This window comes from Janthinobacterium sp. LM6, from assembly GCF_002002885.1.
Taxonomy (GTDB): Bacteria; Pseudomonadota; Gammaproteobacteria; order Burkholderiales; family Burkholderiaceae_D; genus Janthinobacterium; species Janthinobacterium kumbetense.
This window is the reverse complement of record NZ_CP019510.1, coordinates 1,097,341-1,115,716: the sequence shown is the minus strand read 5'-3', so window position 1 is coordinate 1,115,716 and position 18,376 is coordinate 1,097,341. Positions and strand designations below refer to the sequence as shown.

Sequence of the window (18,376 nt, the reverse complement as noted above, 5' to 3'; positions counted from 1 at the left end):
ACAAAGAGCACTAGTTCACGAATCGTTCAAGGGCAAATTTTAACTGATTGCATGAACCCTATACATAAAATCACAGGCTCACGCTTGTACACACAGCTGGCGACGACACGCAAGGCACGCATTATCAGCGTGTCCGCAGTGCTGCTCGCCGTGGCCGCCTTCGGCGCGGTCGCTGTGTCGCCCATGGCGCCCGACGCATCCGACTTGCCGGTCACGTCCATCGCCCAGAACCTGGAAATGCCTGATCTCGCCTCGCAGATTTCCGCGATGGAACAGGTAGACCAGAATTTCACCCACGAAGAAAAAGTCCGCGCCGGCGATACCCTCGCCACCCTGCTGACCCGTCTCGGCGTGGATGATCCGGTGGCCGCCAATTTCATCAAAACCGACAAGATCGCGCGCGGCGTGATGTTGCTGAAATCGGGCAAGCGCGTGCAAGCGCAAACGTCCGAAAACGGCGACCTCAACTGGATGCGCGCCACCCTCGTCGACGGCACGGACAAATCGGTCAAGAACATCCTGATCACCCGCAAGGGCGACAAGTTCGTGGCCACGGAAGTGGCAGCCCAGCTGGAACGCCGCGTTGAAATGCACGCGCGCAAGATTACCTCCACCCTGTTCGCCGCCACCGACTCCAGCCTGGACGGCACCCGCCTGCCAGACTCGATTTCCGCGCAAATCGTGGAAATGTTCTCGACCAATATCGACTTCCGCTCCGACCTGAAACGCGGCGACTCGTTCAATGTTGTCTACGAAACATTCTGGCAAGATGGCGAATTTGTCCGAGCGGGCCGCATCCTGGCCGGTGAATTCACCAACCGCGGCACGACTTACCAGTCCGTTTGGTTCGAAGACCCAGCCAGCAAGCAAGGCGGCGGTTACTACAGCTTCGACGGCAAGTCCCTCAAAAAAGCCTTCCTGAAATCCCCCCTCGAATTTTCCCGCATCTCGTCCGGCTTCTCCATGCGCGTGCACCCGATTTCCGGCAACTGGAAAGCGCACAAGGGCATCGATTTCGCCGCGGCAACGGGCACGCCTATCCGCGCTTCCGGCGACGGCGTGGTCGATTCCGTCGGCAGCCAGAACGGCTACGGTAATGTTGTTGTCCTGAAACACTGGGCCAACTACACGACCGCCTATGCGCACATGAGCCGCTTCGCTTCGGGCCTGAAAAAAGGTCAAAAAGTGAGCCAGGGCGATGTAATCGGCTACGTCGGCACCACCGGCTGGTCCACGGGCGCCCATTTGCACTATGAATTCCGCGTCGGCGGCGTAGCGCAAGACCCAAGCAAGCTGAATGTGCAAGCCCAGGCGCCATTGACGGCCGCCGAACTGAGCCGCTTCCGCATGGTGTCGGCTGACATGATGCACCGCTTCACCCTGCTGCGTCCGAACGACACGGCACTGGCGTCGCGCTAAGCAACACTGCCTTCGGGCAACATATAAAGGCACCGCCCATGTAAATGGCCGGTGCCTTTGTTTTATGTGTGCAGGAAAATACGGCACAATGCATCCATCACTTACGCACGCGAGGAAACACCCCATGCTGTATATCGGTTTGATGTCGGGCACCAGCCTGGACGGCGTCGACGGCGCGCTGGTCGACTTTTCCGACGAAGGCACGCGCAGCTTGGGCGACGCCTACATTCCCTTCCCCGCCAGCCTGCGCGACGACCTGATGGCCTTGCAAAGTGCGGGCCAGAATGAAATCGAACGCGAAGCGCTGGCGGCCAATCAACTCGTGCGCCATTACGCCGATTGCGTCGCCATGCTTTTAGGCAACGCGGGCATCGTCGCAGACGCCGTCGCCGCCATCGGCGCGCATGGCCAGACCATCCGCCACCGCCCCGAGCTGGGATTTACGCGCCAGCTGAACAACCCGGCCCTGCTGGCGGAACTGACGGGCATCGACGTCATCGCGGACTTGCGCAGCCGCGACGTGGCGGCCGGCGGCCAGGGCGCGCCGCTGGTGCCGGCCTTTCACCAGGCCATTTTCAATCTGCCCGGCCACACGCGCGTGCTGGCCAATATCGGCGGCATCAGCAACATCAGCGTGCTGCATGCGGATGGCACGGTGACGGGCTACGACACGGGTCCCGGCAATGCGCTGATGGATGGCTGGGTCTTGCGGCACCTGGGCCAGCCCTACGACGCCAACGGCGCCTGGGCCGCCACGGGCCAGGTCATCCCTGCCCTGCTGGCGGATTTGCTCGACGATCCCTATTTTGACTTGCCTGCGCCGAAAAGCACGGGCCGCGACCTGTTCCATGCCGACTGGCTGAGCGCCAAGCTGGCCAATTACCCCACCGCCCTGCCCGCCGACGTGCAGGCGACGTTGACCCAGCTGACGGCCGCCAGCCTGGCGCGCGCCATCGCGCGCGACGGGGCGCAGGCGGAAACCGTGTATGTATGCGGCGGCGGGGCGCAGAACGCCAGCCTGATGGCGGCGCTGGCCCGGCAATTGCCGGGCATGGCGGTGGAGTCCACGCAAGCATTGGGCGTGGCGCCCAGCCAGGTCGAGGCGCTGGCCTTTGCGTGGCTGGCCTGGCGCTTTACGCAGCGCAAGCCTGGCAACTTGCCGGCCGTGACAGGCGCGCGGGGCTTGCGGGTACTGGGCGCGCTGTATCCACGTTGATATGGGACAATTGCTCCAGAAACACAAATAGCGGATCGATGATCCGCTATTTTTACGCTGCGCCTGTAAACCGGCGCGCCTGAAAAACGTTCAGGGCAAGGCGCATTGCCGAAGACAGTACGAATAGTACGGCGAGGCAATGCAACGCCGCCATGGGCGTTTTCTCGGGTGTGCTTATACCGAGAAAGACGAACCGCAACCGCACGTCGACGTCGCGGTAGGGTTTTTAATCACGAACTGCGCGCCTTCCAGGTCATCCTTGTAGTCGATTTCCGCGCCGACCAGGTACTGGTAGCTCATGGAATCGATCAACAGCTGGACGCCGTTCTTGACCATGGTGGTGTCATCTTCGTTGACGATTTCGTCGAAGGTGAAGCCATACTGGAAGCCGGAACAGCCGCCACCCTGCACGAACACGCGCAATTTCAGGTCGGGATTGCCTTCTTCCTCGATCAGCTGCGCGACTTTTTCGGCGGCGCTATCGGTAAAGATGATAGGCGAAGGGATCACATCTTGCATTTCAGCGACTGCATTCATTTCAGACTCCTCAGAAAACATAGCCTCATTATAGACTGTTGGCGCAAGTCACGCTGCGGCCGCCGCTGGCGCGGCTGGCGGGTGTTGTTCCTGCTCACATTTCCGACACGGCCAGGTGCAGCACGGGGTCGGCGCTGTCGTGGCGGCTGAGCTTGCCCTGGACTTGCGCGCCGCTGTGCATTTCCAGCACCTTGTAATAGACCTCTCCTACAATGCGGGCTTTTGGCTGGATTTCAAGCATTTCGGACACATACACGGGGCCGTTGATCTCGCCGCTGACGACCAGGCTCGAGCAGCGCACCTCACCATCGATGCGCCCTGCCTCGCCCAGCACCACATAGGTGGGGTCGCCCGGCTCGCCCGTGACGTTGCCGCGCACATGGCCGTCGATGCGCAAACCGCCGCAAAACAGCAAGTCGCCCTCGATCCGCGTGGAAGCGCCGATCAGGGTATCGATGGGGTTTTTCGCGTTGCGCTCGAACATGAACGTCATCCTGTCGGGGTACGTGGCAGTCCAATTTATCACAGGTCCGGCAAAAAGGCGCCGGACCTGCGCAAACGCCTGTGCCTATATTTAAGGCATCACGGCGATGTGTTGCAAACCGGCCGTTTCTTTCAGGCCAAACATCAAGTTCATGCATTGCACGGCCTGGCCCGCTGCACCCTTGACCAGGTTGTCCTGCACCACCAGCACGACGACGGTATTGCCGCCTTCGGGACGGTGCAAGGCCAGGCGCAGCATGTTCGAGCCGCGCGTGGAGCGGGTTTCCGGGTGCGAGCCGAACGGCATCACGTCGACGAAAGGCTCATCCTTGTATTGCTCTTCGAACAAGTGTTGCAATTCTTCATTGCTGACATCCTTGTTCAACTGCGCATACAGGGTCGAATGCATGCCGCGGATCATCGGCACCAGGTGCGGCGTGAAGGTCAGCGCCACTTTCTCATCCGTGAAACGCTGCAGTTGCGCCGTCGTTTCCGGCAAGTGGCGGTGGCCGGCCACGCCGTAGGCCTTGAAGCTGTCGCTTGCCTCCGAGAACAGGATGCCGATTTCCGCCTTGCGGCCGGCGCCGGACACGCCCGACTTGCAGTCGGCGATCAAGCCGCCCACATTGACCAGGCCCGCCTTCAGCAGCGGGTAAAAGCCCAGCTGCATGGTGGTCGGGTAGCAACCGGGGTTGGCGATCAGCTTTGCTTGCTTGATGTCTTCGCGGTTCAGTTCCGGCAAGCCGTACACGGCCTGCTCGATCAGCTCGGGTGCCGTGTGGGGAATCTTGTACCACTGCTCGAACTTGGCCTGGTCTTTCAGGCGGAAGTCGGCGGCCAGGTCGATGACTTTCACGCCGGCAGCCAGCAGGGCTGGGGCTTGCGCCATCGCAACACCGTGCGGAGTGGCAAAGAAGACCACGTCGCATTGCTCCAGATTGGCTTTATCGGGCGAGGAAAACGCCAGTTTCACGTGGCCACGCAGGGAAGGATACATGTCAGCAACGGGCAAGCCATCTTCCTTGCGCGAAGTAATCGCCGTCAACTCGACATCTGGATGGGTAGCGAGCAAGCGCAGCAACTCCACGCCCGTGTATCCAGTGCCGCCGACGATGCCAACTTTGATCATGTTCTTTCCTTGTGTATAGATTGCATAAAGATGAAGGGAAACGCTCCCCCTGCGGGTTTTCCGCGTATTTTACAGCGCAACGGCGTATCCCGCTGAAATGCAAAAAGCCGCGGGACCGAAGTCCAGCGGCTTTTCGACCAGCACCCCGGAAGGTGCTGTAGCGTAGAAATTAACGCTTCGAGAATTGCTTTGCGCGACGTGCTTTGCGCAGACCAACTTTTTTACGCTCGACTTCACGTGCATCGCGGGTCACGAAGCCGGCTTTCGCCAGTTCCGGTTTCAACGCTGCATCGTAGTCGATCAGAGCGCGGGTGATGCCGTGACGAACTGCACCAGCCTGGCCCGACTCACCGCCGCCATGGACGTTGACTTTGATGTCGAAACGCTCGACATTGCCGGTCAGTTCCAGAGGTTGACGGATGACCATCAGACCCGTTTCGCGCGAAAAGTATTCGTTTGCTGGTTTGCCGTTAACAACGATCAAGCCTGTGCCAACTTTGATAAAAACCCGAGCCACTGCACTTTTGCGACGGCCGGTTCCATAATTGTAATTACCGATCATGTCAGTTCCTTAGAGAACAAGTGCTTTAGGTTGCTGAGCAGCGTGCGGATGGGAACCTTCCGCGTACACTTTCAGCTTCTTGATCATTGCGTAACCGAGTGGGCCTTTAGGCAGCATGCCTTTGACCGCTTTCTCAAGCGCGCGACCTGGAAAACGCTGTTGCATTTTCTGGAAGTTGGTTTCGTAGATGCCGCCTGGATAGCCAGAGTGACGGTAGTAAATTTTCTCAGTAGCTTTGGTACCGGTCACACGCAGTTTGCCTGCGTTGATGACGACGATGAAGTCGCCGGTATCGACGTGAGGAGTAAATTCTGGTTTGTGTTTGCCGCGCAGTCGGAGTGCCACTTCGCTGGCAACACGTCCGAGGACTTTGTCCGTCGCGTCAACCACGAACCAATCGCGCTGGACTTCATGTCCTTTAGCGGAAAATGTTTTCATGTTGACTTCCTAATAGATTACACGCTCAAATGGTGGTTCCGCCGATGCTGCTATGCGGACTCTGCCTTATTTACTTTTCCTGAGCGAACGGAAAGCCGACAAGTATAAGCGGCTTTGCCTTGCCGCGTCAAGCCGCAATGCAGGCCGGCTGCGGCCCGGCGGGCGGTACATGAATGGGCATTCCTCTATTACAATACAAAACGCTTACAATTTTCGGAGAGTACGATGGAATGCAAAGTCAGCTGGAATGGCCCGTCGGGCATGAGTTTTCGGGCAGAAACGGGTTCCGGCCACCTGGTGACCATGGATGGCGCGCCCGACGGCGGCGGCCACAACCTGGCGCCGCGCCCCATGGAAATGGTCTTGCTGGGCACGGGCGGCTGCACCGCCTATGACGTGGTGCTGATCCTGAAACGCGGGCGCGAAGCCGTCAGTGGCTGCGAAGTGACCCTGAAGGCCGAGCGCGCCGACACCGATCCGAAAGTATTTACCAAGATCCACTTCCACTTCACCGTGCGCGGCAAGGCCCTGAAACCCACCGCAGTCGAACGGGCCGTGGCCTTGTCGCATGACAAATATTGCTCGGCGTCGATCATGCTGGCGAAGACCGCGGAAATTACGCACTCGTTCGAGATTATTGAAGAATAATCGGCACAATTTGCCTGGATGCAGCAGAAAACTGGGGTCAGACCCGTCGGGTCTGACCCCGGCTCTTTTCTGCGTCTAAATATAGTAAGCGGTTTTCGTCATCACTTTCCCCATCAAGCCCATCAGCGCCTTGACTGGCGCCGGGGTATCGATGGCGCCCAGTCGCTGAGCTGCGGCGCCATGTTCCACTTCGTCGATCGCCATCTGTTTCACAATGGCGCGCGACTTGGCGTCCTGCGGCGGCAATTCCTGCAAGTGGCTGGCCAGGTGCGCTTCCACCTGGCGTTCCGTTTCCACCACGAAACCCAGGCTGCGGCCGTCGCCCATGCGCGCGGCGATGGTGCCCAGCGCAAACGAACCGGCATACCACAGGGGATTGAGCAGGCTCAGACGCGAGCCCAGCTCCGTCAGGCGCTGCGCCGTCCAGGCCAGATGGTCTTCCTCTTCGCGCCCCGCTTCGTCGAACTGGGCGCGGATGGCCGGGCTGTGCGCATAGCGCGCCTGCGAGTTGTACAGGGCTTGCGCGCACACTTCGCCCACATGGTTGACGCGCATCAAGCCGGCGCTGTGGCGCTGTTCGGCCGGGCTCAGTTCCGCATCGGGCGCATGCGCGGCCGGCGTGGGGCGCGAGGCCGAGGCCACGCCCGCCATGACGCGCAAGGCCTTGTCGGCGCCGACAATCAAACGATCCAGGGGGTCAAAGTGGCGGTTCGCGGTCATCGTGGCTATTCATGTAAGGGAAAACATGGATTATAGGACGATCAGGGCCAGCCGTCCCCACGCCGCGCGCAGGGTGAACGGGGCTTTATTGACTTGTGCGCGCTTTTTCCCGCTCGATCCAGTCCACCACGGGGCCGACGGCGTCCAGGCCGGACAGGCTTTTCGCCACCCCCAGGTTCAGTGAAATCAGGAAAGAAATGCTGTCGACGGGGATGTCCGGGCAATGTTCGGCAAACGCGGCGCGAAAACGCTCCGCTTGCAGCACGCGCAAGACTTTCTCGCCGCTCATGAATTGCAGCACGCTGGCGATGCTGTGCCCGCCGCCTATCGAGTGGTAGATAAAACGGTTGTACTTCGCATCGATCTGCTTGAAATCGAGGGTTTCCTCCGTCATCAGGCCCGCCAGGTAGTACAACCCCAGGCTGACGCGGAAGAAACCGATGGCTTCGGCACTGGTCATGCCGGCGCGCGCCACGGCCAGTACCTTGTCCTGCATCGCCTGATCGATCGTTTGCATTGCGCTCTCCCGCGCCGTCCGCCGGCGCCCACCGGGCCAGCTTGCATGAAGATGCTGTTTTTTTCAATAGACCAAACGATATTTCCACCTTGCAAGTTACATTTTTTGCATGCTACTCTCGTTCTTCACCGTTAAATGGATGAAGCACATGATTGAGGTCAAGCACCTGGCAAAACGTTTCCGCATGCCGCCCCACAAGGGCAAGGCCGTGCATGTCAGCGATCCGCGCGAACACGAGGGCTGGTTTCACGCCGTGCGCGACGTGAGTTTCAGCTGCGCCCCCGGCGAAGTGCTGGGCTTGCTGGGCCCGAATGGCGCCGGCAAGACCACCACCCTGCGCCTGCTGTCGACGGCCTTGCAGGCGGACGCGGGCAGCGCCCTTGTCAACGGTGTCGACGTGCTGCAGCAACCGCTGGTGGCGCGCCAAAGCATCGGTTTCCTGTCCGGCTCGACAGGCTTGTATGGCCGCCTGACGGCGCGCGAGAACGTGGAATATTTCGGCCGCCTGCATGGCATGCCGGCCGACAAGCTGAAACGCCGCTGCGACGAACTGTTTTCCCTGCTGCAAATGGAAGAATACGGCGGCAAGCGGGCCGATCAATTGTCGACGGGCATGAAACAGAAGTGCGCGATCGCCCGCACCGTCGTGCACGAGCCGCAGGTGGTGATCCTCGACGAGCCGACGACGGGCCTGGACGTGATGTCGGCCAAGATCCTGCTCGACTTCATCGCCAGCTACAAGGCGCTGCGCGTGCCGCTGATCTTTTCCACGCACCACCTGCACGAGGTGGAAAAGCTGTGCGACCGCGTCTGCATCATCAACCGCGGCACCACCGCCTTCAATGGCACGGTCAGCGAACTGCGCCACCTGGGCGGCAGTGCCGATCTGTACGACGCCTTTGTCAGCGTCGTCAACCAGGGAGCCTGAGCCATGTGGACCATTTATGTGAAAGAGTTGCTGGAACTCACGCGCGACCGCAAGACGCTGATCTTCACCATCCTCATCCCCATCTTTGCCATGCCGCTGATCTTTGGCGGCTTCGCTTATGTTTCAAGCAATATGTTCAAGAACGCGAAAACGGCGGAAATGCGCTACGCCCTGTTCGGCAAGGACCATTCGCCGGGCTTGAGCGGGCGTTTTGCCCAGCAGCACAACCTGCGCGAAGTGCCGCTGGCCAGCGAGGGCGACATCCGCCGCGCCATCGGCGACGACACCATCAAGTTTGCCGTCGTCATTCCGCCGCATTTTGAAGCATCGCTGCAACAACAGCAGCAAACGAAGGTAGTGCTGCACTACAACAGCGCCAGCACGGTCGACGTGACCCAGCAGCGGGTGCGCGAAATCGTCGAGGCGTACAACGCCAGCCTGCGCGAAAGCGCGCTATCGGCCCTGAACCTGAGCCCGGCCCAGCTGGCCTTTGCCCTGCACCCCATCGTGCTCGACAAACAGTCGACGGCCAACGAACGCGAGCAGATGGGAGCCATCGTCGGCGGCATGCTGCCCTATCTGCTGCTGATGGTGTGCCTGACGGCGGCCATGTATCCGGCCATCGACCTGGGCGCCGGCGAAAAGGAGCGTGGCACGCTGGAAACCCTGCTGCTGGCGCCCGTGCCGCGCAGCGCCATCGTGCTGGCCAAGTTCCTCGTGCTGTTTACCGTCGGCATGACCTCGGCCGTGCTGATGGTGGGCAGCATGGGCGCCCTGCTGGCCATCTTCGGCAGTTCGCTGGAAGGCAATATGGCCGTCATGGTGCGCAGCATCGGCTTGCCCGACCTGGCCATGGTGACCCTGATGCTGGTGCCGACGGCCGCCATCTTCGCCTCGCTGCTGCTGTCGATCTCGATCTACGCGAAAAGCTACAAGGAAGCGGCCGGCATGATCACGCCTTTGATGCTGTTCGTCATCCTGCCCACGGTGGCGGCCATGCTGCCCGGCGTCGAGCTGAACTGGATGTGGGCCATGGTGCCGCTGACCAACGTGTCGCTGGCCATGAAGGAATTGGTCAAGGGCACCATGGATTACCGCATGTTCGGCGTGATCCTGGCCTCGACCACGGTGATCGCGGGCGCCCTGCTGATGCTGTGCCGCTGGTGGTTTAACCGTGAATCGGTGCTATTCCGTAATTAATAGTCACGCGGCGCGCCAGCGGGGCGAAACAGCCCCCACGGAAGCCCCATACGGGCGCGCCGTCCACCCCGCCCAATTGCACTCTGGTCACGCGAAAATGCCGTGTATCGCATGCAACTGCCCAGTACGTCTTAAATTCAATACAATGCCAGCATACAGAAGCCCTGCACCATCGGGCTGCAACGCATGAGTTAGGAGTTGTATGGAATTGCAGATTCGCAAATTGTCGAAGACCTACGCGAATGGCGTGGTGGCGCTGGATAACGTGTCGCTGACGATACCGCCCGGGATGTTCGGCTTGCTGGGCCCGAATGGCGCCGGCAAGTCGACCCTGATGCGCACCCTGGCCACCCTGCAGGAATGCGATTCCGGCTCCGTTTTCTTCGGCGACTACGACGTGCTCGACGACAAGGACGAGATCCGCCGCATGCTCGGCTACCTGCCGCAAGACTTCGGCCTGTACCCGAAAGTGACGGCCTACGAGCTGCTCGACCACTTCGCCACCTTGAAAGGCTTGTCGCAGCGGGCGCGCCGGCGCGAGGTCGTCGATGGCCTGTTGCAGCAAACCAATTTGTTCGACGTGCGCCACCAGCGCCTGGGCAGCTTTTCCGGCGGCATGCGCCAGCGCTTCGGCATCGCGCAAGCCCTGCTGGGCGACCCGAAACTGATCATCGTCGACGAACCGACGGCCGGCCTCGATCCGCAGGAAAGAGTCCGCTTCCACAACCTGCTGTCCGACATCGGCGAAGACAAGACGGTGATCCTGTCGACCCACATCGTGTCCGACGTGGCCGACCTGTGCGCCAACATGGCCATCATCAACAAGGGCCATTTGCTGCTGTGCGGCAAGACCCAGGAACTGATCGACGAAGTCAGCTGCAAGATCTGGGCGCGCTTCGTCGAGAAGAAGGAACTGGCCAGCTTCCAGCAGCGCCACGCCGTCATTTCCACGCGCTTGCTGTCGGGCCGTACCTTGATCCACGTCTACAGCGACGACGACCCGGGCGACGGCTTCGAGGAAGCCATCGGCGACCTGGAAGACCTGTATTTCGCCACCATTGCCGGGCGCCACCGCGTCGCCCCGCAGTGCGACTGAGGGGCGCGCCATGTTTGCCATCGCCCGCTTTGAAGCGCGACAGCGGCTCAAGCTGCTGTCCACCTGGGTGTATTTCGCCATGTTTTTGGCGCTGGCCATGCTGTGGATGGCCGCCGCCGGCGGCGTCTTCAAGGAAGCGAGCATCAGTTTCGGCGGCAAGTTCCTGATCAACGCGCCCCGCTCGCTGGCGTTTACGTGCAGCCTGCTGGGCTGCTTCGGCGCCGTCGTGGTGGCCGCCATGATGGGCCGCTCAGTGCAGCAGGATTTCGAATACGGCATGCAGCATTTCTTCTTCAGCGCGCCGATCCGGAAATACCAGTACGTGTTCGGCCGCTTCCTCGGCGCCTACCTGGTGCTGGCCGTCGTGTTTTCCAGCATCGTCATCGGTGCCTGGCTGGGCGCCTGGCTGCCCGGCATCGACCCGGAACGGCTGGGGCCGCAACGGGCGCTGGCCTACCTGATGCCGTATGTATTTACCCTGCTGCCGAACCTGTTCATCTTCGGCGCCATCTTCTTCGTCATCGCGGCCCTGACGCGGCGCATGCTGCCCGTCTACATCAGCTCGGTGGTAATGCTGATCGGCTACCTGGTGGCCCCGTCATTGGCGCGCGACCTCGACTACAAGACCCTGGCTGCCCTGATCGATCCCTTCGGCACCACGGCGCTGATACGCCTGACGGAATACTGGCCGAACGCGGAGCGCAACACGCGCCTGGTGACCCTGGAAGGCGTGTATTTGCTGAACCGCGCCATCTGGTCCGGCTTCGCCCTCGTGGCATTGCTGCTCGGCTACTGGCGCTTCCAGTTCCACGCCACGACGGACGCGGGCGCCGGCAAGCGCCGCAGCGAGGGCGACGTCCCGCTGCGCCTGTCGAACGCTTCGCTGTCGACGCAGGAAACACCTGACTTCGCGCAGCGCAACCTGGCCGCCCTGCTCCTCAAGATGAGCTGGCTGAACTTGCGCGAAACCATCAAGAACATCTATTTTGTCGTCATCGTGCTGGCCGGCGTGCTGACCATGTATGGCGGCGCGCTCGACATGGGCTCCCTGTATGGCACGAATACGTATCCCGTGACCGAAAGGGTGCTGGACATGGTCAGCGCCTCGTTCGCCCTGTTCATGCTGATCATTACCACCTTCTATGCAGGCGAACTGGTGTGGCGCGAACGCGAGGCGGGCACGCACTTGATGCTCGACGCCCTGCCCGTGCCGAACTGGCTGCCCCTGCTGTCGAAACTGTTTGCGCTGATCGGCCTGCAGGCCTTGCTGAGCCTCGTAATCATGCTGTGCGGCATGTCGATCCAGGTTTTCAAGGGTTATTACCGCCTCGACCCCGGCCTGTACCTGGAATCGCTGTTCCTGTCGCACCTGCCGTCCTACGCGCTGATCGCCGTGCTGGCCATCTTTTTGCAGGTATTGATCAATCACAAGTATTTGGCGTATTTCGCCATGATCCTGTACCACATGGCCAGCATCAGCTTTTCCTCGCTGGGCCTGGGCGATCCGCTGCTGCTGTACGGCAACACGCCGGACTTCGTGTATTCGGCCATGAACGGCGCCGGCCACTATCTGTTGCGCGAGCGCTGGTACTTGCTGTACTGGAGCGGCGCGGCCGTCATGCTGACGGTGCTGTCGCTGCTGTTCTGGCCCCGCGGCGCGCAGGACAGCTGGCGCATCCGCCTGCGCCTAGCGCGCCACGGCCTGACGCAGGGCGTGCTGGCCAGCTTTGCCGGCGGCGCCCTGATCTTCGTCGGCGCCGGCGCGGTCCTGTTCTACGTCTTCCACGTGGCCAACGATTACAAGTCCGAATTCGCCCGCGATGCGGACCGCGCCACAGTCGAGCGCCAGTACCGCAAGTTTGCCGCCACACCACAGCCGCGCATCACCGACGTGAAACTCGACGTGGCCATCTACCCGGCGCAGCGCACCCTGGCCGTCACGGGCCGCTATGTGCTGCAAAACAAGACCACCTTGCCGATCAGCCACATTTTTGTGCAGCAAGACCCGAGCTCCACCATGCGCCTGCGTTTTGACGCGCGCGTGCATCCCGGCCTCGATGACGGCAAGCTGGGCTTTTACAGCTACCGCCTGGCCGCGCCGCTGGCGCCGGGCGCCACCCTGGGCCTCGATTTCGACGTCCGCTTTGCGCCGCGCGGCATCTTCGGCCTGGGCCAGGACACGCCCGTGGTAGCCAACGGCACCTTCTTCACGAATGCCGTGCTGCCCCACATCGGCTACCAGCCGCAGCAGGAATTGACGGACCCGCGCGACCGCAAGAAACACGGCTTGCCGGCGCGCGAACGGGCCTTGCCGCGCGACGATGCACGGGGGCTGGCCGACAATTACATCAGCAACGACGCCGACCGCATCCGTTTTGATGCCACCGTCAGTACCGTCGACGGCCAGACGGCCATCGCGCCGGGCATGCTGGACAACGACTGGATCGCCAAAGGCCGCCATTACTTCCATTACACGATGGAACAGCCGATCCTGAATTTTTACGCATTCCAGTCGGCCCGCTACGCCGTCAGGCACGAGCGCTGGCAAGACGTGGCCATCGACGTGTATTACCACCCGGGCCATGAATACAACCTCGATCGCTTCGTGCGCGGCAGCAAGGAAGCGCTCGAGTACTACACGAAGAATTTCGGCCCCTACCAGCACAAGGTCCTGCGCATCGTCGAATTCCCCCGCTACGCCACGTTTGCGCAATCGTTCCCGAACACGATACCGTACTCGGAAGGGCTGGGCTTCATCGCCAGGGTCGATGACAAGAATCCCAAGGATATCGATTATCCGTTCTATGTAACGGCGCATGAAGTGGCGCACCAGTGGTGGGCGCATCAATTGGTGGGCGGCAATACACGGGGCGCTACCGTACTCAGCGAAACCCTGGCCGAATATTCGGCCCTGATGGTGATGAAGAAAACCGTGGGGCCGGCCAAGATGCGCCGCTTCCTGCGCTATGACCTGAATCAATACCTGATGGGGCGCAGCGAAGAGCGCAAGAAGGAATTGCCGCTGGCCGAGAATGAAAACCAGGCCTACATCCATTACAACAAGGGCAGTCTGGCCATGTACTTGCTGCAAGACATCATCGGCGAAGACAAGGTCAACGGCGTGCTGCGCGAGCTGCTCAAGACCTACGGCCAGAAAGGCCCGCCGTATGCGAGCGTGACGGCGCTGATAGCCGGCTTGCGCCAGGTCACGCCGCCCGAGCAGGCTTACCTGATCGACGATCTGTTCGAGAAAATCGTGCTGTTCGACAACCGCGCCCTGTCGGCCACGGCCACCAAACGCAGCGACGGCAAGTACGCCGTCACCGTGAAAGTGCAGGCGAGCAAATTGACGGCCGGCGAACAGGGCGAGGAGCACGACGCGCCCCTGCACGACTGGATCGAGATCGGCGTCGACGACGCGAACGGCCATCCGCTGCTGCGCGAACGCCTGCGCATGACGGCGCGCGAAGCGAGCTATACCGTCATCGTCGGCAGCCGTCCCGGCAAGGCGGGCATCGATCCCGACAACAAGCTGATCGACCGCAAGCCCGACGACAATATGATCACCGTCGAACTCGACGAACCATGACGAAAAATGGCCACCCTGGAAAGGTGGCCATTTTTTATTGTCAGGCGCTCCTCAAGCCTCGGCGCAACGCGTCACCAGGCTCAGGCTGATGCCCATTTCCGTCAGGTGCTGCATGTCGGGCAGAGTCAGATCCATCGGAGAGTCGACCGTGTCGTCGCCATTCAGCTCCAATTGCAGTTCAGCAACGATACGCGGCATGGTGAAGCTGACGCCGCGCGAGCGGCATTCGGCCAGATAGCTGCGTATGCGCGAGGGCAACACTTGCGATTTGGATGCCTGCGCGATCAGCACCTCGAAGCCGGAATCGAGATGCACGCGGCCCGCGCCCTTCGCCTCGCCCTTGCGCCATTGCCGTTCGGGATCCGTGGGCAAGACTTCGAGGATGGATTTGAGCGTGGGGTCGTCCCCATGCACCGACAACTTCGCCATATTCATATTGCAAGACTTTCTAGTCAGGACGCTGCCAGGAAGGCCGCGCGATCATCAGACCGACAAGTCTACGCATGGGCGGCAAATATGTCCATACGGCAATATTTGGTATCACCCTCTAATTTGTGCTGTATCAACAACAGGCGGAACAAGATTGTTCCGCCTGCAACACACAGTTACAGCACCACGCCACGCGCCTGCAAAGCGGCCCGCACGCCGGCGCCATACGCGGCATCGGCCCGGTCGAAGTGGCCCAGCTGACGCTGCAGGGTTTCCGGCCGCACCTGGCTCAACGGTCCGGCAAGGTTGTCGAACAGGTTTTGCTTCGCCTGTACCGACATCAGGCGGAACAGATTGCCGGCTTGCGTGTAATCATCTTCCACGCCGCGGCCATCGTAGCGCGCCGCGCCGCCGGCCAGGTCCAACGCCGGCTCGCCGTGGCCCAGCCCTTGCGGCTGCGTGCCTGCCGCCGCCACGTTCGCGTAGTTGCGCGCCGCGCCGCCATTGTGGATCGCCATGCCGCCATCGCGCTGCTGGTTGTGGAAGGGGCAGCGGGCCGCATTCACGGGCAGATGCTGGTGGTTCGTGCCGACCCGGTACAGCTGGGCATCGTGGTAGGCGAACAGCCGGCCTTGCAGCATCTTGTCCGGTGAATATCCCATGCCGGGCACGGCGTTGGCCGGCGAAAAGGCGGCTTGCTCGACTTCCGCGTGATAATTGTCCGGGTTACGGTTCAGCTCGAAAATACCCACGGGCAGCAGCGGGAAGTCCGCATGCGGCCACACTTTCGTCAAATCGAACGGGTTCCAGCCCGTGCGTTGCTCCCATGCATCGAGTTGCTCCTGCGTCGCCACCTGCAGCTTGACTTCCCACTGGGGGAAATCGCCGCGCTCGATGGCGCCGAACAGGTCGCGCTGGGCGTAGTCGGGATCGGCTCCGGCCAGGCGGCCCGCTTCCGCCGCAGGCAGGTTCTTGATGCCCTGGCGCGTCTTGAAGTGCCATTTTACGTACACGCGCTGGCCGTCCGCATCGATCAGGCTATACGTGTGGCTGCCGAAGCCATCCATGTGGCGGTAACCGTCCGGCGTGCCGCGGTCCGAGAACAGCATGGTGACCTGATGCAAGCTTTCCGGCGCATGGCTCCAGAAGTCGAACATCATTTCGGCCGATTTCAGATTGCTTTGCGGATCGCGCTTTTGCGTGTGGACAAAATCGGGGAACTTGATCGGGTCCTTGATGAAGAACATCGGCGTGTTGTTGCCAACGAGATCCCAGTTGCCCTCTTCCGTATAGAAGCGCACGGCGAAGCCGCGCGGGTCGCGTTCCGTGTCGGCACTGCCGCGTTCGCCGCCGACGGTGGAAAAGCGCGCGAAGGTGGCCGTCTGCTTGCCCACTTCACTGAACAGCTTGGCCTTGGTGTAGCGCGAGATGTCGTGCGTGACGGTGAAGGTGCCGTAGGCGCCCGAGCCTTTCGCGTGCACCACGCGCTCGGGGATGCGCTCGCGGTTGAAATGCTGGAGTTTTTCGATCAGGTGGAAGTCTTGCAGCAGCAGCGGGCCGCGGGGGCCGGCGCTGATGGAATTCTGGTTGTCGGCGACGGGGATGCCCGAGGCGGTACTGAATGGCGGCTGTTGACTCATGGCTGCTTTTCCTTCGTTGTTGACTAATGAAACCAGTGTAACGAGGTCAACAACAAAGGAAAAGTTAATTGATTTTATCGATTCGATAGCTATTTACAATGCACAACCGTGGGCGTCGCACACGCCACCCAGTTGTGCCTGCAGTTTCGCCGGCTGGCCCAGGAAGCCGCCGATATCGATCACGGACAGCTTGCCGCTGCCATCGTCGAGCACGAAGGTGGGAAAGCCCTGGCCGCCCACCTGCGCCAGCAAGGCTCGGCTGGCCTCGATGTGCCGCTGCGTGGCGGCGCCCGCCTGCCGCGCATATTCCCCCCCGAATGCGGCGCCGTCCATGCCCAGTTCTTGCGCCAGCGCCGCCAGCACGGGCAGGTCAGCGATGCGCAAGCCGTCCACGTAATGGGCGCGCTGCACGCGCTGCAGCATGTCCAGGCCCTTGCCGGCCAGCATTTCCGCCGCCAGGATGGCCGTGATCGGCGGCTCGGAATCCATCATGGCCGTGGTGTCGTTCAGCAAGCCGTTGACATAGGCATCGCCAAACGACTGGCCAGACAATTGCTCGATGCGCCGGTCATGCGGCAGCACATAGCCGCGCCAGGCGGGCGTGATCTGGCGGCGATTGCTGCCCGTCATCATGCCGCCGCCGTGGAAGGCCAGCGTCAGGCCCGGCACGGCGCGTGCCGCCTCGACCAGCGGCGCGGCGCCGTAGCACCAGCCGCACAGGGGATCGAAAATGTAGTGCAGTGTGGGCATGCTTGACTCCTTGTTGCCGCTTACCATTTCATTTCGCCCTTGGCGACCTTCGCGCTGGTCTCCAGCGCGCCATCCAGGCCCAGCTTCGGATAATGCTGTTTCATCGCCTCGATCAGGGCGGCCGAATTGGCGGCCTTGGCCGTTTCCGCCTCAAACGTCACCAGGTAGTCGCGCGTAAAACCGATGCTGTCCGGCGTCAGGGGCGAACCGACCTTGAAGTGGCCGGGCACGACGGTGACGGGTTTCAGGGCCGCGATGCCGTCCAGGGTCTTGAGCCAGTCCTGGCGCGATTGCAGGCTTTGCGTATCGGCCGTCCACACGTGCAAGTTGCCAAACAGCACCACGCCACCGACGACGGCCTTGATCGATGGAATCCACACATAGGTGCGCGCTGGCGTCGGGCCGGCGATGTCCAGCGACTGGCCTTCCAGGCTGATGCGCTTGCCCTTCAGCGCATCGGGAATGACGATGCCGTGCGGCGCATTGTCCTTCAAAATCGGGCCCCAGTAGGCGACCTTGGCGTCAGCCTTGCGGCGGATCTCGGCCACGGTTTCCGGCGTGGCAACGATTTTCGCCTGCGGGAACGCTGCCTTGATCACGTCGAGGCCAAAGTAGAAATCGGGATCGCTGTGGCTGATGTACACGGTCGTCAGCTTCTTGCCGCTGGCGCGGATCTTTTCCACCAGTTTTTGCGCTTCGGCGCGCGAGAATTGCGCATCGATCAGCACGGCGTCATGCTTGCCCGCGACCAGCACGGAAGCGACGGGAAAGATGGCCGCTTCGCCCGGATTGAAGACTTCCAGGGTCAGAGGTGCGCTGGCGGCGGCCGAGGCGGCGCCGGCGGCAAACAGGGTGGAGACAAGAACGCTGCTGATGGATTTGGAGAACATGATGCGCCTTCACAAGATGATTGGGATGACTGCATCTTACGTTGCTCAAAGCGGTAGAAAAACCAGGTAAAGCGCAATAGTTTATTGCTTATATCGATGCAATCAAGCGATGACGAACACGCTACGGCGTATTTTTCCAACGTCGACGCGCGCAAAAGCCACGCCACTGCGGCGGCGTAGTGCCG

18 protein-coding genes are annotated in these 18,376 nt (G+C 61.4%); 7 read left to right on the top strand and 11 right to left on the bottom strand.

Annotation, left to right across the window (positions count from 1 at the left end):
- Window positions 1-51: 51 nt before the first annotated feature.
- Both BZG29_RS04945 and BZG29_RS04940 read left to right on the top strand, forming a co-directional pair.
- On the top strand, window positions 52-1,419 hold the full coding sequence (locus tag BZG29_RS04945) for a M23 family metallopeptidase (protein ID WP_077399536.1): 1,368 nt from the start codon (window positions 52-54) through the stop codon (window positions 1,417-1,419).
- Window positions 1,420-1,543: 124 nt separating this feature from the next.
- Window positions 1,544-2,635 (top strand): anhydro-N-acetylmuramic acid kinase, encoded by a 1,092-nt coding sequence (locus tag BZG29_RS04940; RefSeq protein WP_077399533.1) that lies wholly within the window; start codon window positions 1,544-1,546, stop codon window positions 2,633-2,635.
- A gap of 174 nt (window positions 2,636-2,809) precedes the next feature.
- Here BZG29_RS04940 and erpA read toward each other — a convergent pair whose 3' ends face one another.
- From erpA to rplM, 5 genes are all read right to left on the bottom strand, one after another.
- The gene (erpA, locus tag BZG29_RS04935; RefSeq protein ID WP_029496047.1) at window positions 2,810-3,172 is read right to left on the bottom strand and encodes an iron-sulfur cluster insertion protein ErpA; all 363 of its coding nucleotides are present in this window, start codon (window positions 3,170-3,172) and stop codon (window positions 2,810-2,812) included.
- Between the two features lie 94 nt (window positions 3,173-3,266).
- Window positions 3,267-3,656, bottom strand: coding sequence for a polymer-forming cytoskeletal protein (locus BZG29_RS04930; RefSeq protein WP_077408960.1), 390 nt, complete (start codon window positions 3,654-3,656; stop codon window positions 3,267-3,269).
- A 90-nt stretch (window positions 3,657-3,746) separates the two neighbouring features.
- Window positions 3,747-4,784 (bottom strand): N-acetyl-gamma-glutamyl-phosphate reductase, encoded by a 1,038-nt coding sequence (gene argC, locus BZG29_RS04925; RefSeq protein WP_077399530.1) that lies wholly within the window; start codon window positions 4,782-4,784, stop codon window positions 3,747-3,749.
- Window positions 4,785-4,953: 169 nt separating this feature from the next.
- On the bottom strand, window positions 4,954-5,346 hold the full coding sequence (gene rpsI / locus BZG29_RS04920) for a 30S ribosomal protein S9 (RefSeq protein WP_010393285.1): 393 nt from the start codon (window positions 5,344-5,346) through the stop codon (window positions 4,954-4,956).
- A gap of 9 nt (window positions 5,347-5,355) precedes the next feature.
- Entirely contained in the window at window positions 5,356-5,784 is a 429-nt protein-coding gene (gene rplM, locus BZG29_RS04915) for a 50S ribosomal protein L13 (protein WP_010393282.1), read from the bottom strand.
- A 225-nt stretch (window positions 5,785-6,009) separates the two neighbouring features.
- Here rplM and BZG29_RS04910 point away from each other — a divergent pair, with 225 nt between their 5' ends.
- Window positions 6,010-6,432 (top strand): OsmC family protein, encoded by a 423-nt coding sequence (locus BZG29_RS04910; protein WP_077399527.1) that lies wholly within the window; start codon window positions 6,010-6,012, stop codon window positions 6,430-6,432.
- A 75-nt stretch (window positions 6,433-6,507) separates the two neighbouring features.
- Here the strand turns inward: BZG29_RS04910 and coq7 are convergent, their stop codons facing one another.
- Together coq7 and BZG29_RS04900 are read right to left on the bottom strand one after the other, a co-directional pair.
- Window positions 6,508-7,152: a 2-polyprenyl-3-methyl-6-methoxy-1,4-benzoquinone monooxygenase gene (gene coq7 / locus BZG29_RS04905; protein WP_077399524.1), complete on the bottom strand. Its 645-nt coding sequence runs from the start codon at window positions 7,150-7,152 to the stop codon at window positions 6,508-6,510.
- Window positions 7,153-7,237: 85 nt separating this feature from the next.
- Window positions 7,238-7,669: a hypothetical protein gene (locus BZG29_RS04900; protein ID WP_077399521.1), complete on the bottom strand. Its 432-nt coding sequence runs from the start codon at window positions 7,667-7,669 to the stop codon at window positions 7,238-7,240.
- A gap of 148 nt (window positions 7,670-7,817) precedes the next feature.
- Here BZG29_RS04900 and BZG29_RS04895 point away from each other — a divergent pair, with 148 nt between their 5' ends.
- The 4 genes from BZG29_RS04895 (at window position 7,818) to BZG29_RS04880 (ending at window position 14,482) form a co-directional block, all read left to right on the top strand.
- Window positions 7,818-8,597 carry an ATP-binding cassette domain-containing protein gene (locus tag BZG29_RS04895; protein ID WP_077408959.1) on the top strand — a complete coding sequence of 260 codons (780 nt, stop codon included), beginning with the start codon at window positions 7,818-7,820 and terminating at the stop codon, window positions 8,595-8,597.
- A gap of 3 nt (window positions 8,598-8,600) precedes the next feature.
- Window positions 8,601-9,797: an ABC transporter permease gene (locus BZG29_RS04890; RefSeq protein ID WP_077399518.1), complete on the top strand. Its 1,197-nt coding sequence runs from the start codon at window positions 8,601-8,603 to the stop codon at window positions 9,795-9,797.
- Between the two features lie 202 nt (window positions 9,798-9,999).
- On the top strand, window positions 10,000-10,893 hold the full coding sequence (locus BZG29_RS04885) for an ABC transporter ATP-binding protein (RefSeq protein ID WP_077399515.1): 894 nt from the start codon (window positions 10,000-10,002) through the stop codon (window positions 10,891-10,893).
- A gap of 10 nt (window positions 10,894-10,903) precedes the next feature.
- Window positions 10,904-14,482: a M1 family aminopeptidase gene (locus BZG29_RS04880; RefSeq protein ID WP_077408958.1), complete on the top strand. Its 3,579-nt coding sequence runs from the start codon at window positions 10,904-10,906 to the stop codon at window positions 14,480-14,482.
- Window positions 14,483-14,533: 51 nt separating this feature from the next.
- On the opposite strand, the gene BZG29_RS04875 is transcribed toward BZG29_RS04880, so the two are convergent.
- The 4 genes from BZG29_RS04875 to BZG29_RS04860 all read right to left on the bottom strand — a co-directional run bounded on the left by BZG29_RS04875 (window position 14,534) and on the right by BZG29_RS04860 (window position 18,191).
- Window positions 14,534-14,911 (bottom strand): hypothetical protein, encoded by a 378-nt coding sequence (locus tag BZG29_RS04875; RefSeq protein ID WP_150130804.1) that lies wholly within the window; start codon window positions 14,909-14,911, stop codon window positions 14,534-14,536.
- 176 nt (window positions 14,912-15,087) lie between these two features.
- On the bottom strand, window positions 15,088-16,551 hold the full coding sequence (locus tag BZG29_RS04870) for a catalase (protein WP_077399508.1): 1,464 nt from the start codon (window positions 16,549-16,551) through the stop codon (window positions 15,088-15,090).
- 93 nt (window positions 16,552-16,644) lie between these two features.
- Window positions 16,645-17,301, bottom strand: a complete 657-nt coding sequence (locus BZG29_RS04865) for a DsbA family protein (protein ID WP_077399505.1) — start codon at window positions 17,299-17,301, stop codon at window positions 16,645-16,647.
- Window positions 17,302-17,321: 20 nt separating this feature from the next.
- Window positions 17,322-18,191: an MBL fold metallo-hydrolase gene (locus BZG29_RS04860; RefSeq protein WP_077399502.1), complete on the bottom strand. Its 870-nt coding sequence runs from the start codon at window positions 18,189-18,191 to the stop codon at window positions 17,322-17,324.
- Window positions 18,192-18,376 lie beyond the last annotated feature (185 nt).